This is a genomic window from Gilliamella sp. B14448G11 (assembly GCF_016101765.1).
Classification (GTDB): domain Bacteria; phylum Pseudomonadota; class Gammaproteobacteria; order Enterobacterales; family Orbaceae; genus Gilliamella; species Gilliamella apicola_N.
The window spans coordinates 55,052-70,628 of sequence record NZ_JACFPX010000015.1 but is presented as its reverse complement, the minus strand read 5'-3'; the positions used below and the strand labels follow the sequence as shown (position 1 = coordinate 70,628).

Genomic DNA, 15,577 nt, shown 5'->3' with positions numbered 1-15,577 from the left:
TTAAAAGGCCTGACTCCGGTTGAATATCGAAATCAGGCCTTACAAGCCGCTTAATAAAAGTGTCCAACTTTATGGGGTCACTTCAGTTTGACGGGTTTTTTATTGAATGATAATTATTCAGGAATAATTTCAATAATAAGTTTAGCAAAAGCTTCGCTGTGTACTTGGAAGAACACTTCGTGTTCACCAGTTGTACGTAATACACCATTTGGTAAACGAACTTCGCTTTTTGATACTTGAACACCGCGAGCTTTAACTGCATCAGCGATATCACGAGTACCAATAGAACCAAATAAACGACCTTCGTCACCAGCTTTAGAAGCAATGGTTACTTTTTCAAGTGCGTTAATTTCGTTAACACGTTGTTCAGCGGCTTTTAATGTTTCAGCAAGTTTTGCTTCTAAATCAGCACGACGAGCTTCAAAGAATTCAATATTCTTTTTAGTTGCTGGTACTGCTTTACCTTGTGGAATTAAAAAGTTACGTGCGTAACCCGCTTTAACATTAACTTGATCACCTAAGCTGCCTAAATTAGCAACTTTATCGAGTAGAATAATTTGCATTATATGTTCCCTCTGTTGCTAATTACTGATGGTTGTCAGTATATGGTAATAATGCCAAGTAACGAGCGCGTTTGATAGCGCGAGCTAATTGACGTTGATATTTTGCGCTAGTACCAGTAATACGGCTTGGTACAATTTTACCACTTTCTGTGATATAGCTTTTTAATAAAGAAACATCTTTATAATCAATTTCTTTAACGCCTTCTGCTGTAAAACGGCAGAATTTGCGACGACGGAAATAACGTGCCATTTGGCTATTCTCCTAATAGTTTAACTTGGTCAGCATGCAAAACAAGTTGACTTGTTTGATTGCGTTTTGTGTGGGTACTTATAAAACCGCTCACTAAAACTTTGCTGCCTTTTTTTATGTAACTTAACTCTTGTTGTCCACTAACAATTACGGGCATTATGCACCATGCTTGTCTGGTAAGTTCTGCTTCAATTTGTTCAGAAACATGTTCTAAATAAAACTGACAATGCGAGATCCCACTTGGACTCATTTTTTGTATCGGTGTTTTTTTTACAATACCCGATAACACTAAACGATTATTCGTCCGAATCATCGTCCATGTTTACTTCGCTAAAATCTTCTTCAGAGTTACGACGCTCATCTTTAGCTTTTAACATAGGTGAAGTTTCAGTTACAGAATTTTTGGTACGCATAATTAAACTGCGAATTACCGCATCATTAAAACGGAAGTTATCTTCAAGCTCATTCACAGCTTCTTGAGTTGCTTCAACGTTCATTAACACATAATGTGCTTTGTGCAGTTTTTCGATAGGATAGGCTAATTGACGACGACCCCAATCTTCTAAACGATGAATTTTACCACCATCAGCGGTTAATGTACCAGTATAACGTTCAATCATACCCGGTACTTGTTCACTTTGATCTGGGTGAACCATAAATACTATTTCGTAATGACGCATTATCGCTCCCTACGGATTAATCAGCTTTCTGTCGGGGCAACCGCAACCCATTGAAAGCAAGGAACATGAAAATAAGCGGTTGAAATCGACGGGGCATTATATATCAACTTATTTTAATTGACAAATGAATATATTAAGGATGTTCCCATACCGTGTCTAAATTTATGTTAAGAAGTTAAATTTAGACTAAAATAACAATGAAACGGTATAGACTCCTGAATAATTTTTACAAAAAATATGTTATAGTTATATTTAAAAATTGTTTTGGTTAATCAATCTTGACAATAATGTTGTTGTTTTCTGATTAAACATAAATATTTTACTAAAATAGTGAGTAGGTTAGTGTTACCATTATTTTTTATATTGAAATAGATGACTGAACGCTAAAATGTAACGATATCTATACATTATTAATGTCAAAATATGTTATGCTTAACCTAATGTAAATTTTTACTTTTAGGCATACAACAAAAGGAGAACTATGATGACTCAGGAAACAATTTTTAGTAAAATTATTCGGAAAGAAATTCCTTCTGATATTGTTTTTCAAGATGATAAAGTGACTGCTTTTCGTGATATATCGCCTCAAGCACCGACGCATATTTTAATTATTCCAAATAAACTTATCCCCACCGTTAATGACGTTCAAGAAGAAGATGAAATTGTACTTGGACATATGATGATTATTGCTGCAAAAATTGCAAAGCAAGAAGGCATTGATAAAAGTGGTTATCGTTTAATTGTTAATTGTAATGAAGATGCTGGGCAAGAAGTCTTTCATATCCATATGCATTTATTGGGTGGAAAAAAATTAGGTCGATTAATAGGTTAATGTATGAAACAGATAAAACGCATAGTTGTTACTTCGGCAATAGCTTTTGTTTTAACGGGTTGTCATCTTTTAGATAATAAGGGTGACACCATGACGCCTCCTGTTATTATAAATCCAACTGATGGAGATGTAATTGAAACCCCACCTTTAATTACTAAGAAAACGGATTGGAATACAATTTTGTCACCATTTACAAATAAACTGATAAATGATTCATCTTCTCTGAATGATGAAAACAAAGTTTTGTTAATTAGTGATATTCAAAATCGCAGTGGTGATTATTTGATAAATAACCAAATTGATGAAGCGTTACATCAATTAATGAATAAACAAAATAAATTCACTATCGCTAGTAGACAATCTATCAACCAAACTAAACAAGCATTAGGCATTTCACCTGATGATAAATTGGTTTCAAGAGGTAAAATGATTGGGTTAGCCAAATCAATGAATGCTGGTTATGTACTTTTTACCACCATTTACAAAATACCAACAGAAAATAATGACGCTAATCTTTCTATGGAATTAATTTCAACCCAAACAGGTGAAATATTAAATCGAGTAACATCTAAAGATTTTTCTAAGCAAAGTACCAATGATAATCAACAAAGTGAGGCTAGTGAGTAATGGGTCCATTGTTGATTGATTTTGATGGCATAACTCTAACCGATGATGATAAGAAACTACTGCAAAATCCATTGGTTGCAGGTGTAATTCTATTTAGCCGTAATTATCAAGAACCAAAACAATTGAGCGAGTTGATAAAGCAGATCCGTGCAGCATCGAATGAGCGATTATTAATTTCGGTCGATCATGAAGGTGGGCGAGTTCAACGTTTTAAACAGGGATTTACTCTTATTCCACCAGCCCAAGCTTTTGCTGCACTTAACGATCTTGAACATGCTAAATCATTAGCATTTGATGCGGGTTGGATATTAGCTATGGAGCTGATTGCTTTTGATATCGATCTTAGTTACGCACCCGTTTTAGATTTAGGTCATGACTGTCTAGCTATTGGCACAAGATCATTTCATTATGATGCTGACATTGCCTATCAAATTGCCTCATCTATGATTGATGGTATGCATATGGCGGGAATGAAAACTACAGGTAAACATTTTCCGGGACATGGTCATGTTATTGCTGATTCACATAAAGAAACGCCTATTGATGATCGTGAAAAATCAGTGATTGAACACGATATGCAAATTTTTTCGAAACTTATCTCAGATAATAAACTAGATGCAATTATGCCAGCACATGTGATTTATCCAGTATTTGATGATAAACCAGCTAGTGGATCGTCATACTGGCTCAAAACAGTGCTTCGAGAACAGTTACATTTTAAAGGTGTGATTTTTTCTGATGATTTATCTATGGAGGGTGCATCAGTAATGGGAAATCATGCAGAGCGAGCACAGGCTGCGTTAGCTGCAGGTTGTGATCTACTCTTAGCTTGTAATAATCGACAAGGTTCATTAGCGATTTTAGAACAGCTGATGATTTTGGATAAAACTCAGCCTTTAGCAACAAATAAAGCAAAACACCTATTATCCAACACTAAAATAACCTTTGATGAATTAACTAAAAGCCTTGAGTGGCGGCATCGTCGTGATAAATTAACCAAACTAAATGAGAAATGGGCAGATTATGCAAGCAGCAATCATTGAAATCAATAATGACCAACAATTAATTAACTATAATCAACAAGCTGGTGAACTGATTTCGTCTGATTTGTTAAATTTGAATCAACCTTTTAATTATCATAATGTATTTTCGCTTGATAATTCCGTTAATTTGGATGTCCAAGATGATACGATTATTGTTTTAAATTCTCAGTATTTTTTATTGCAAAAAATTAATGAATCATTCAAAATTACATTCATTTTGCAACCAGTTGAATATCTAAAAAAACGATTATCAAAAATTAATGTCGTTGGTAATCATGCTTTTGATATTTTTGCAGACCAAAGTCAACCAATGCAAAAATTGATCGCTCAGGCTAAAGCATTTTCAATGCAACGAGAGCCATTATTGATTACAGGTGAAACAGGTACTGGTAAAGATTTGTTGGCTAGCGCATGTCATCAATATAGTCCTAGAGGTGATCAAACTTTTTTAGGTCTAAATTGCGCTGCTATGCCTGATGATGTGGTTGAAAGTGAACTTTATGGTCATGCTGTAGGCGCTTATCCTGGCGCACTAGAAAGTAAAAAAGGTTTTTTTGAACAAGCAAACGGCGGTTCTGTATTACTTGATGGCATTGATGAAATGTCATTTCAAATGCAAACCAAATTATTACGTTTTATCAATGACGGATATTTTCGAAGAGTAGGTGATGATAACGAAGTTTACGTTGACGTTAGAATTATCTGTGCGACTAAAGTTGATTTAGCTGAATTAGTGGAACAAGGAAAGTTTAGGAAAGATCTTTATTATCGCTTGAATGTGTTGTCTTTAAATTTACCTTCACTTCAAGAACGTCAAGATGACATTGCTCCACTTACACATATTTTTATTGATGAATTTGCTCATAAGCAAGGTATTATACCGCCAACAGTAAATCAGGATGTTATTCCTTATTTAACTCACTACACTTGGCCGGGTAATGTAAGACAGCTTAAAAATGTACTTTATTCCGCATTAGCTCAGTTGACGTCATCACAATTGACAGTAAAAGATATTGTTCTTCCTGCGATAACTTCGACTCAAGTTTCTTGGATTAACAATATTGAGAACAAAACACTTGATGAAATGACTAAACAATTCGAAAAAGAAGTCTTAAAAAGCTTGTATATTGAATATCCAAGCTCAAGAAAACTTGCAAAAAGATTAGGCGTATCCCATACCTCAATTGCTAATAAGCTTAGGGATTATGGAATAAGAGAGGAAGATTTTTGTTAAAATAGAAAATGTTTGGAATATATTTCATTTTTCAATTATTCTTAGTTTATAGTAGAATAGTATTGGTAAATTTCTATATGTTATTCTTTATATAGTTGATTAATCATATTGTATATATATCCATAATACATTGAGGTTAAGCAACTATATTATTCACTCAAAATCAGGGTTGTTTATAGAATAGAGTATGCTTGCGAGATTCAATTAAACATTTTCTTTTTTATACCTTATCTTTCTCTTTTATATTTTTCAGTAGTTGGCATTTAGTTTTCTACTTTATCTAGCTAGGATTAGATATGAAATTACTTTCAGTTGTTTTACCCATGTATAATTCTGAGAAATATGCTGATGTTTGTATCAAGAACATCCTTTCTCAATCATTTAAAGATTATGAGTTGATAATTATTGATGATGGAAGTTCCGATTCTACCGGTTTGATTTGTGAACAATTTAAGTATGATTCCAGAGTAAAATATTTTTATCAACCGAATGGTGGATCCCATAAAGCAAGGAATTTAGGTATCAAAAAATCAACGGGTGAATTGATTACATTTGTTGATTCAGATGACATTATTCCTAGTAATTATTTCGAAGTTTTGGTAAATTTATATAAAAATGATATAGATTGTGTATTTTGTGATATTTATCATCAAAAACATGAGGGATTGGTTAAAAATTCTTTTTTTAAAAAAGAGTTTGTATCACTAGATACAAGGAAAAAGATAACTTATATGTTAAGTGATGATTCTTTCCCTGCCCCTTATGCAAAATTGTTTAATTTAAGTAAAATAAGAAATCTTGGTCATCAGTTTCTGGAGTGTGATAATTATTTTGGTTTTGCTGAAGACTTTTATTTCAATTCAATATATTTAATTAATTCGGAAAAATTGCTTTATACAAATAGAACCTACTATATTTATAATAAACTTAACGAAAATTCTCAATGTAATAACCCATCCTTAGATGTACAAAGACGTAATAATGTCGATAGGGCTATAGTTATTTATTCAATATTGCAATATATGTTTCAAAATAAGTTAAACATAAACAAATATAATGCTATTTTCTACATGATAAGAAAACATTTGGATTGGGGGGGGAGTGTTACTAAAGATACATTGTTAAATTTACTTAGGCACTCAAATTTACCGAAATCTTATATGAAAAAAGTATTTTCTTTTTCTTTGGGTATTTATTTATTTGATTTTTTTAATAAATGACGGAGATTTTTATTAATTATGATTCCTAAAATAATACATTATTGTTGGTTCGGTAATAATCCTAAGCCAAAAAAAGTTTTAAATAATATCCAAGATTGGAAAAAGAAACTTCCTGATTATAAGTTTGTTGAGTGGAACGATAGTCATCTTAATTTAACAAATAATCAGTACGTCAAAGAGGCATATCAAGCTAGAAAATTTGCATTTGTTGCTGACTTTTTTAGGGTTTATGCTTTATTTAATGAAGGAGGAATTTATTTAGATACAGATATAACTCTGTCTAAATCTTTTGATCCTTTTCTCAATTTGGATTTTTTTTCATGTTATGAAAACTGGAGAGAAATAATCCATCCTATCTCAACAGCTACTTTAGGGGCAGCTAAAAATAATCTTTTTATTAAAGAAATATTAGATTCTTATGAAAATAATAAGTTTATTATAAATGGAGAACCAGATGTAACAACTAATGTTGAAAGAATAACCACCTTATTAAAAAATAAAAAATTAGTAGCTGAACCATATAATAAATTTGATACTTTAAATATTTCGTCAAAAGAAGTCATTTTTCCTTCCCATTATTTTTGCGAAAAAATTGAAGGTTATGATAATTATTGTGTTCATGAATTTTATGCTTCTTGGAAAGATGACAGTAACGATGAAATTATACATACAGAGCTAGAACAACCCTATAAAGTCAAATTTAAAGTAAATAAGAAAGTTGTATTTGTTAAATTAAAGCAAGAAACGATACCAAATAGAATATTGGCTTCGTTTTCATTTAAGAAAAAAAAATATGCATTTATCACTATCTAAATAGGAATATTTAATCGTGCAACCAAAACTAACTGTTGTAGTACCTGTTTATAATACAGAAAAATATTTAAGAAAATGTTTGGATAGTCTTGTTAACCAAACTTTCAAAAATATTGAAATCCTTTGTATAAATGATGGTTCAGAAGATAATTCACATATTATTTTAAATGAATATGCTAAAAAAGACCCTAGAATAAAAATCTTTAATAAAGTTAACGGTGGGCTGTCATCTGCAAGAAATATGGGTATTGAAAATGCCAGAGGTGACTATATAACTTTTCTTGACTCAGATGATTATGTTGAAAATAATGCTTACGAATTAGCGTTATCAAGATTTGTTAATGATAAAGTTGATTTAGTACATTTTTCAACAAATTTAGTAATGGAAGAAAATGGTTGTGAACGTTACAATCAAGATTATTTTCAACACAAATTTCGCGGATTAGTAAAATTAACTAGCTATGTTATTAACTATTTAGATGTTTGTGCTTGGAATAAAATATATAAACTTTCAATTATTAACAATTACGGTATAAGATTCCCTGAAGGTAAACTCTATGAAGATAATCCTTTTTTCTGGTCATATGCATTGGTGTGTGACTATGCTTATTTTATGCCAGAAAGATTGCATAACTATTTAAGTAGAAAAAATTCAATTATGAATTTAACGATGAAAGTTCAGAAAACTAAAGTTAATGAGCTATCTCATGAATATGATAGACTGTTATGCTTTGAAGAGTTTTTATCTTTTATTTTTAAATGGAATTTGTTTTATAAAGTAGCTTTAACTTTAGAAAAATATTTTGAAAAAGTTTTTAGAGATGAAATTAACCATGCATCGAAAAAAAACGTAAAAAACATTCTAGAAAAATCAACTGATATCATAAATAAGTTTTCTTTAAACAAATTATTTCCTTTAAATCGTTTTTTTAGAGCATTATCTAAACAAAAATATTATAAAATTGAGAACCTTGAGTTTATAACGAGAAAGCAGAGAGTATTTGGCTTATATCGTTCACCATATCGTACTATTTTTTGCTTATTAGGAATAAAAGTAAAAAAAAGAATAACTAAAAATAAATTAGAGGAACTTGCTATAGATACAAATAACAAATTTAATTATTTGTATGATGAGTTATCCCAATTACGACAGATTATTGTTTCAAATGTTTCAAAACAGAAAAAAGAAAGATTTCTACCTAACAAAAATAATTTAATATTTTATAACCAAATTAACCTAAATGATTTTAGATATTATTTTGAAAATTTATCAATTTTAGCAAAGTTAACAAATAACTTAGATGATTCTAATTCGGTATTTTCATTTGAGCATCAGAACGTTTCTGAAATAATGAAACTAGCAGAGGAACAAAACAAACTATTTTATTATATTTTTACAGGGTTTATAAGTAATGTAATACCACCTTATGGAACAGCAATGCCAATATTTTGCTCATGTATTTCATTTGTGGTTGATTCTCAAGGTTATTTTAATGATGGTAATGTAGCAACAGATCTTGAAAACTTATTGAATACAGTTCAACTAGATAAAAAGCAGTTATTAAGATCCAAAAATGTTATTAGTGAAATCGTTAACAAGAAACTATCAAAATATAATAATTATAATAGTAATTTCAATAATTATAGAGAAGATAATAAGAAAAATGTTCTTGTTGTCCAATCAGATTGGGAAATTTATAAAAAACACTATGAAATAAATTATAATTTTGAAGATATGTTAATTGAAGCTGTTTGCAATAATCCAAACGGGAACATAGTCATTAAATTTTCCTATAAGTGTTGTGAAAAACAACTTAGACGTTATAAAAGTATTTTGGCAAACTTAGATGGTAATTTATCTATTAAATATGTAGAAGATAATATTAACCCATTTGATTTAATCAACCAGATGGATGAAATATATGTACATAATGATATAATAGGATTAGAAGCATTGATGTGTGGTAAACCTGTTTATGTTTACGGTATACCTTTTTATGCTGGATGGGGACTAACAATTGATAAAATACCATTTTCTCGTAGAAAAAGACAATTATCTTTAGAAGAATTATTTTATATTTCTTATATTGACTATTGTTTTTATGTTAACCCAGAAAATAAGACTATCTGTGAAATTGAAGAAGCTCTAGATTATTTACTTAAAATTAAAAGCCTCTGCAAATAGGTGTCTTAAAATATTATATTTATCGGTATTTTTTTATCTTTTTAAAATATTAACAACTAAAAAGTAGAACTATTAAATGCAAGTATACTACTTTTTAGTTGTTAATTACACATAATACATTGTTATTATCATGATTATTACTTTAAGATAAATAGTATAATAAATTTGTTTTATAAGTATTTATCAATTCACTTTAAATAATTTACTATTCGTTTTCAATATTGATATAATTTATACTCATGATTCATAAAGTAAAAAATATTTCACATAAAAAATTTCAATAACAATTCACATGAATATTTCACCAATTTTATCAATAATAGTTCCAGTATATAATACAGAAAAATATCTAACAAAGTGTTTAGATAGTTTGATTAATCAAACGATTAAGAATATTGAAATTATTTGTATAAATGATGGTTCAACAGATGATTCTCAAAGTATATTAGAAATGTATCAAAAAATTGATAAACGAATCAGAATTATCAGTAAAATAAATGGTGGTTTATCTTCAGCTCGAAACATAGGAATTGAACATGCCAAAGGTCAATATATTGCATTTGTTGATTCAGATGATTTCATAGAATTAAATACTTATGAAAGATCATTATCACATTTTGACAGCCCTAAAATAGATCTTGTTTATTTTTCAACAGATCTTGTTTATGAGGTAAATGTTGATCGTATTCAAGATGAACAATATTTTGAACATAAATATCATGGTTTGGTAAGTTTATCTAATGATATTATGACAAAAATGGATGTTTGTACTTGGAATAAAATATATAAACTTTCCATTATAAAAAAATATAAAATCAGATTTCCAGATGGGCTTTGGTATGAAGATAATCCTTTTTTTTGGTCTTATGCTTTAGTAAGTGATTCTGCATTTTTTATGAATGATAAGTTTTATCATTATTTAATAAGATCGAATTCTATAATGAGTCAGTATAAAAAGAAAGGTAAAATTTATCACAGAACTTCACATGAATTAGATCCATTATTATGCTTTGAGTATTTACTTGATTTTGTTTTTAAATGGGATTTGTTGGAAAAATTTAAGCCTGTATTAATTGACTTATTTCAGGAAAAAATGTTTAAATCATTGAAGTATTTACCTAGAAATGAACGAATATTCGCTATAAATAAATCGACAGAAATTGTTCTTAAATTTAATCTAAAATCTTATTTTTCAGATGATAGCTTTATAACCTCACTTTTTAATGAAAAATATCATAATATCAGTAAAGTTAATTTATATTTTTTGAACAAAAAACAACGTTTTTTTGGAATTTGGGATGCTGATAAATATTATATTATATGTTTTCTTGGTATTAAAATAAAAATAAGAAAACCAAAATAAGAATGCTTTGGATATCAGTATTTACTTATCCTAATAAATGCCCAATAAAATTAACGAGCAACTCTTTATTTATTGTATAATAGATCTTAATTTTACCATTAGAATACTTTAAATTATGTCTGAAAAATTAAACTCGATTTCAACGTTAAAGAAACTATGGCCGTTTATAAGACCTTTTAAAAAAGCCTTGATTTTTGCCATAATAGGTCTTTTGCTGAATGCTGCCACAGATGCAACATTAATATCTTTAACAAAACCATTGCTTGATCATGGTTTAATGGACAAAAATTATTCGCTTTTAATTGCAATTGCAATTGCAATTATTGGGTTAATTTTATTAAGGGGTCTATCTAATTATTTATCAACATATTGTCTTTCTTGGTTATCAGGAAAAGTAGTGACTAAATTTAGACAAATGATTTTTAATCATTTAATTCGATGTCCTACAAGTTATCATGATAAGCAATCTGTCGGAGATCTCGTTTCCATTTTAACTTATAATACCCAAATGTTATCAAAAGCGTCTTCTGATGCATTAATTATTATCATTCGAGAAATAACATATGCTGTTGGGTTATGTATAGTTATGTTATACGGAAGCTGGAAATTAGCTTCAGTTCTTATTGTTTTAGTTCCACTCATTATTTTTATAGCTCAATTCATAGCTAAAAAATTTAGACAAACCATTGCATTAATGCAACAAGGTATGGGGCAAATAACTATTGCAAGTGATGAAATGCTAAAAGGGCATAAAGAAGTTCTAATATTTAATGCTAAAAAGTATGAAAAACGCAATTTTGATAATGTCACCGATGCTTTCCGACGAGGAATGTTAAAAATAGAGATAGTTTCTAGATTATCAACACCAATTATTCAATTAATTGCGACTCTTGGTCTAGGTTTTATTCTTTATTTAGTCGCAAGCCAAAATTTAGATATTACACCAGGATCTTTTACTGTAGTTTTTTCTGCAATGGTTGCAGTAATGCGTCCTTTGCGCGAATTAACTAGTTTACATGTCGAATTACAAAAAGGTGCAATTGCATGTGAATCTTTATTCGGTATTATGAACTCACCTTTGGAAAAGGATCATGGTACAATTGTAGCGGATAAAGTCAAAGGCGATATTGAATTTAAAAATGTGACTTATACCTATCCAACAAGAAGTACGCCAGCTCTTAATGATATTTCTTTAAAAATAACAGCAGGTCAAACTATCGCTTTGGTCGGTCGTTCAGGTGCGGGAAAATCAACAATTGCAAGTTTACTTCCTCGTTTCTATGATGTAACTCAAGGTGAAATATTATTAGATTCAATAAATATTCAACAATATACATTAAGTTCCTTAAGGAAACAGATAGGCTATGTTTCTCAAAATGTTCATTTATTTAATGGCACAATTGCTGAGAATATAGCTTATGGAGAGAAAGAACTTCATAGCAAAGAAGATATAATTAATGCAGCCAAGTTTGCTAATGCTTTAGAATTTATTGATAAATTGGAGCAGGGTATCGATACTGAAATTGGAGATAATGGTATTTTATTATCTGGAGGGCAGAGACAACGTATCGCAATAGCTCGTGTTTTATTACGTAATAATCCAATTTTAATTTTTGACGAAGCGACTTCTGCATTAGATAATGAATCTGAAAAACTTGTTCAAAATGCCATTGAGATTTTACAAAAAAATAGAACGTCAATTATAATTGCTCATCGTTTATCTACTATAGAGAAAGCCGATCGGATTTTAGTTATAGATGATGGTAAGGTTTTAGAAGATGGTAATCATCAATCACTAATCAATTTAAATGGAATTTATGCACAAATGCATAAAATGCAATTTAATTCATCACAAGATTAAAATAGAAACTAAAATATATGACTAAACAAAATAAGTCCAATTTCACAAATGATATCGATAAAGATTCATCAACATGGCGAACTTTTCTTAAATTGTGGCCATTTATTGCAGAACATAAATTTATTTTATTTATTTCTGTTATTTTACTGGTTGCTAGCGCATTTGCAGATACATCTTTAATTGCATTATTACGCCCATTACTTGACCGTGGTTTTTCTATGAATGACCAAGAGTTTTTATTAATGGCCCCTTTCTATATTTTTGGTCTAGTTTTATTGCGAGGATTTGCCAATTACGGTTATTCAGTTCTTCTTTCCTTAATTTCAGGAAAAATTGTGATGAAAATTAGACAAAAATTATTTAGTCATTTTGTTGATTCTCCAGTAAGTTATTATGATCAGAATTCAACAGGTAGATTACTCTCTCGGATAACTTATGATACTGATCAAGTTGCGTCATCTTCATCAGATGCCTTAATTACAATAATTCGTGAATCCGCATTTATTTGTGGCCTATTTTATACGATGTTTTACAATAGTTGGCAGTTATCCTTGTCCTTAATTATTATTACTCCAATAGTTATCGCCTTAATTACCTTTATTTCTGTTAGATTTAGGCGCTTAGCTAAAAACATGCAAAACTCAATGGGTAACCTTACCATGTCAATTGAGCAAATGTTAAAAGGACATCGTGAAATCATAGTATTTGGTGCTCAAGAGGAAGAGTCAAAGAATTTTGAAAAAGTTAGCAATAAATTTCGTCGCGATGGTATGCGATTAGTTTCAATATCAGCATTATCCACACCAATAGTTCAGGTGGTTATTTCTTTTGCGATAGCATTTGTATTATTAACAGCAAGTAATCCTGAATTGAATATTACTCCTGGTGAGTTTACTGTTGTTTTTTCATCATTAGTTGCTTTGATGCAACCTATAAAAAGTTTAACAAGTGTTAATGCCGGATTTCAAAAAGGTATGGCTGCATGCCAAACATTATTTGCTATATTAGAGCAACCAGTTGAGAATGATAAAGGTTCTATTGAAGTTGATAAAGTAAAAGGTGATATTGTTTTTGAAAATGTATCATTTGGTTATGAAACAAAAAATGATTTAGCCTTACAGGATATTAGTTTCTCTGTTCCTGCTGGTAAAACAGTTGCTTTAGTTGGTCGCTCTGGCTCAGGTAAGACTACTATAGCTAGTTTACTAACTCGTTTTTATGATATTTCTCAAGGAAAAATTCTAATCGATGGAATTAATATACAGGATTTTACCTTATATTGTTTAAGAAACCAAATAGGATTAGTTTCTCAACGTGTTCATCTGTTTAATGACACAATCGCTAATAATATTGCGTACGGTAAAATTGGAGAGTTTTCACAACATCAAATTGAGGAAGCAGCAAAAAAAGCCAATGCTTATGCTTTCATAAAGGAGTTTGATAAAGGTTTTGACACTTTAGTTGGTGAAAATGGTGTTTTGCTATCTGGTGGTCAGCGTCAACGTATTGCAATAGCAAGGGCTTTATTAAGAGATAATTCAATTCTTATATTAGATGAGGCTACTTCTGCTTTAGATACTGAATCCGAACGAGCTATACAAAAAGCTTTAGATGAATTGCAAAAGGGAAAAACATCTTTAATCATTGCCCATCGATTATCGACTATTGAAAATGCAGATGAGATTTTAGTTATGAGTGAAGGAAAAATTATTGAAAAGGGCAATCATTCGGAATTATTAAATATGAATGGGGTTTACACCAAATTGTATAGAAGTAATTTTAATGATTAAATAACATATTATTAATATTAATTTTTTAATGATTGCTAAAATTTATTCAATGAGGAATATTGCTCATAATTACTTTTAATGTTTAAGTTAGGATATTGCTTGGTTATAGCACATCTTAGTAAAACTTTTTTTGTTAATAATGAGCAATTATGAAGTTTGATAAATTTTAAAATATAAAAAATATTTCTTATAACATTTGGTTTGTTGTTGGTATAAATTCGGATTAATAATTTCAGCAGACCTAATTCTTGAATTAAACTATCTTTATCTTTTTTTGATTTTGGTAGATTGGATTTTAATACTGTTTCTAAATACGTTACATTCATTAATAAAACATAATTAAGTTTAGCAGACTCTGATAATTGTAATGTATTAATTTGTTGTATACATTCTTTTAATACATTCTTTAAAGTATGTACATAAATAGAATCTATATTTATATTCGATAATGACGATGAGTGTACTCGATGAAAATAAGCTTCCTTATTATTGAAATAATAAGAAAGTTTAGCTCTAGATATAATAGAGAGTGAAACAAGATGATCTTCATGATTTTTGCCAATAAAGTTTTTTGTAAATAAATCTCGTTTAAATATATATCTCCATACAACACCTGAATAATTTTTTCTTTCAAGCAAATAAGTTAATAGATCTGTACCGGATTCAAATTTTTTTTGCACTAATGGTATCAATTTGCTTGTTTTTTGTGGGGCCTTACTAACTTCAAAGGATGTATAATTAAAATAAAAAAACTCTAAGTTAGGATTGGAAGTCAATGATGATTCAAATTGATAGAGTAAATTTGTATTGATAATATCATCAGAATCAATAAATAAAATAAAATCAGCGGTTGCTATTTCAATTCCTCTATTTCTAGCTGAGCTTACACCTTGGTTATCCTGTTGAATAATTTTTATATAATTATATTTTGATGAGTATTTCTGAAGGATTAATAATGTATCATCGGTAGAACCATCATCAATACAAATTATTTCTTTGGGTAAACACTGTTGTTTAATCAAAGAATCCAGGCAAGTAGCGATATAATCCCTTACATTATAACAAGGAATAATAACAGAAACGTGTGCGTCTTTATTCATCATATAATATTCTTCT

At 29.6% G+C, this 15,577-nt stretch carries 15 protein-coding genes; 10 read left to right on the top strand and 5 right to left on the bottom strand.

From position 1 onward, the window contains the following. Positions 1–113: 113 nt before the first annotated feature. From rplI to rpsF, 4 genes are read right to left on the bottom strand one after another with little or no spacing between them, the layout of a single operon-like run. The gene (gene rplI, locus H3S88_RS10180) at positions 114–563 is read right to left on the bottom strand and encodes a 50S ribosomal protein L9 (protein ID WP_039129438.1); all 450 of its coding nucleotides are present in this window, start codon (positions 561–563) and stop codon (positions 114–116) included. Between the two features lie 22 nt (positions 564–585). Continuing rightward, positions 586–813 (bottom strand): 30S ribosomal protein S18, encoded by a 228-nt coding sequence (gene rpsR / locus H3S88_RS10175; RefSeq protein ID WP_025314965.1) that lies wholly within the window; start codon positions 811–813, stop codon positions 586–588. A 4-nt stretch (positions 814–817) separates the two neighbouring features. Further along, positions 818–1,123, bottom strand: coding sequence for a primosomal replication protein N (priB, locus tag H3S88_RS10170; RefSeq protein ID WP_363317501.1), 306 nt, complete (start codon positions 1,121–1,123; stop codon positions 818–820). Further along, positions 1,110–1,493, bottom strand: coding sequence for a 30S ribosomal protein S6 (gene rpsF / locus H3S88_RS10165; RefSeq protein WP_065737505.1), 384 nt, complete (start codon positions 1,491–1,493; stop codon positions 1,110–1,112). The genes priB and rpsF overlap by 14 nt, the downstream gene beginning before the upstream one ends. A 484-nt stretch (positions 1,494–1,977) precedes the next feature. Between rpsF and H3S88_RS10160 the strand changes: the two genes are divergently transcribed. The 10 genes from H3S88_RS10160 (at position 1,978) to msbA (H3S88_RS10115) (ending at position 14,461) form a co-directional block, all read left to right on the top strand. Further along, entirely contained in the window at positions 1,978–2,325 is a 348-nt protein-coding gene (locus H3S88_RS10160) for an HIT domain-containing protein (RefSeq protein WP_039131330.1), read from the top strand. Positions 2,326–2,328: 3 nt separating this feature from the next. After that, positions 2,329–2,952 carry a penicillin-binding protein activator LpoB gene (locus H3S88_RS10155; protein WP_086326185.1) on the top strand — a complete coding sequence of 208 codons (624 nt, stop codon included), beginning with the start codon at positions 2,329–2,331 and terminating at the stop codon, positions 2,950–2,952. After that, a complete protein-coding gene (nagZ, locus tag H3S88_RS10150) occupies positions 2,952–3,995 on the top strand; it encodes a beta-N-acetylhexosaminidase (protein ID WP_198228789.1) in 1,044 nt (347 codons plus the stop codon). The genes H3S88_RS10155 and nagZ overlap by 1 nt, the downstream gene beginning before the upstream one ends. Further along, positions 3,976–5,229 carry a sigma 54-interacting transcriptional regulator gene (locus H3S88_RS10145; RefSeq protein ID WP_232352571.1) on the top strand — a complete coding sequence of 418 codons (1,254 nt, stop codon included), beginning with the start codon at positions 3,976–3,978 and terminating at the stop codon, positions 5,227–5,229. The genes nagZ and H3S88_RS10145 overlap by 20 nt, the downstream gene beginning before the upstream one ends. A 296-nt stretch (positions 5,230–5,525) precedes the next feature. Next, a complete protein-coding gene (locus tag H3S88_RS10140) occupies positions 5,526–6,449 on the top strand; it encodes a glycosyltransferase family 2 protein (protein ID WP_198228791.1) in 924 nt (307 codons plus the stop codon). Positions 6,450–6,467: 18 nt separating this feature from the next. Continuing rightward, complete coding sequence (locus H3S88_RS10135) at positions 6,468–7,262, top strand: glycosyltransferase family 32 protein (protein WP_198228792.1); 795 nt, start codon at positions 6,468–6,470, stop codon at positions 7,260–7,262. A gap of 16 nt (positions 7,263–7,278) precedes the next feature. Further along, positions 7,279–9,447, top strand: a complete 2,169-nt coding sequence (locus H3S88_RS13455; protein ID WP_198228793.1) for a glycosyltransferase — start codon at positions 7,279–7,281, stop codon at positions 9,445–9,447. A gap of 292 nt (positions 9,448–9,739) precedes the next feature. Continuing rightward, positions 9,740–10,810, top strand: a complete 1,071-nt coding sequence (locus H3S88_RS10125) for a glycosyltransferase (RefSeq protein WP_198228794.1) — start codon at positions 9,740–9,742, stop codon at positions 10,808–10,810. 115 nt (positions 10,811–10,925) lie between these two features. Continuing rightward, on the top strand, positions 10,926–12,671 hold the full coding sequence (gene msbA, locus H3S88_RS10120) for a lipid A export permease/ATP-binding protein MsbA (RefSeq protein WP_232352572.1): 1,746 nt from the start codon (positions 10,926–10,928) through the stop codon (positions 12,669–12,671). A gap of 17 nt (positions 12,672–12,688) precedes the next feature. Beyond that, entirely contained in the window at positions 12,689–14,461 is a 1,773-nt protein-coding gene (gene msbA, locus H3S88_RS10115; RefSeq protein ID WP_198228795.1) for a lipid A ABC transporter ATP-binding protein/permease MsbA, read from the top strand. 35 nt (positions 14,462–14,496) lie between these two features. On the opposite strand, the gene H3S88_RS10110 is transcribed toward msbA (H3S88_RS10115), so the two are convergent. Next, positions 14,497–15,564, bottom strand: a complete 1,068-nt coding sequence (locus H3S88_RS10110; RefSeq protein ID WP_198228796.1) for a glycosyltransferase — start codon at positions 15,562–15,564, stop codon at positions 14,497–14,499. Between the last annotated feature and the right edge of the window lie 13 nt (positions 15,565–15,577).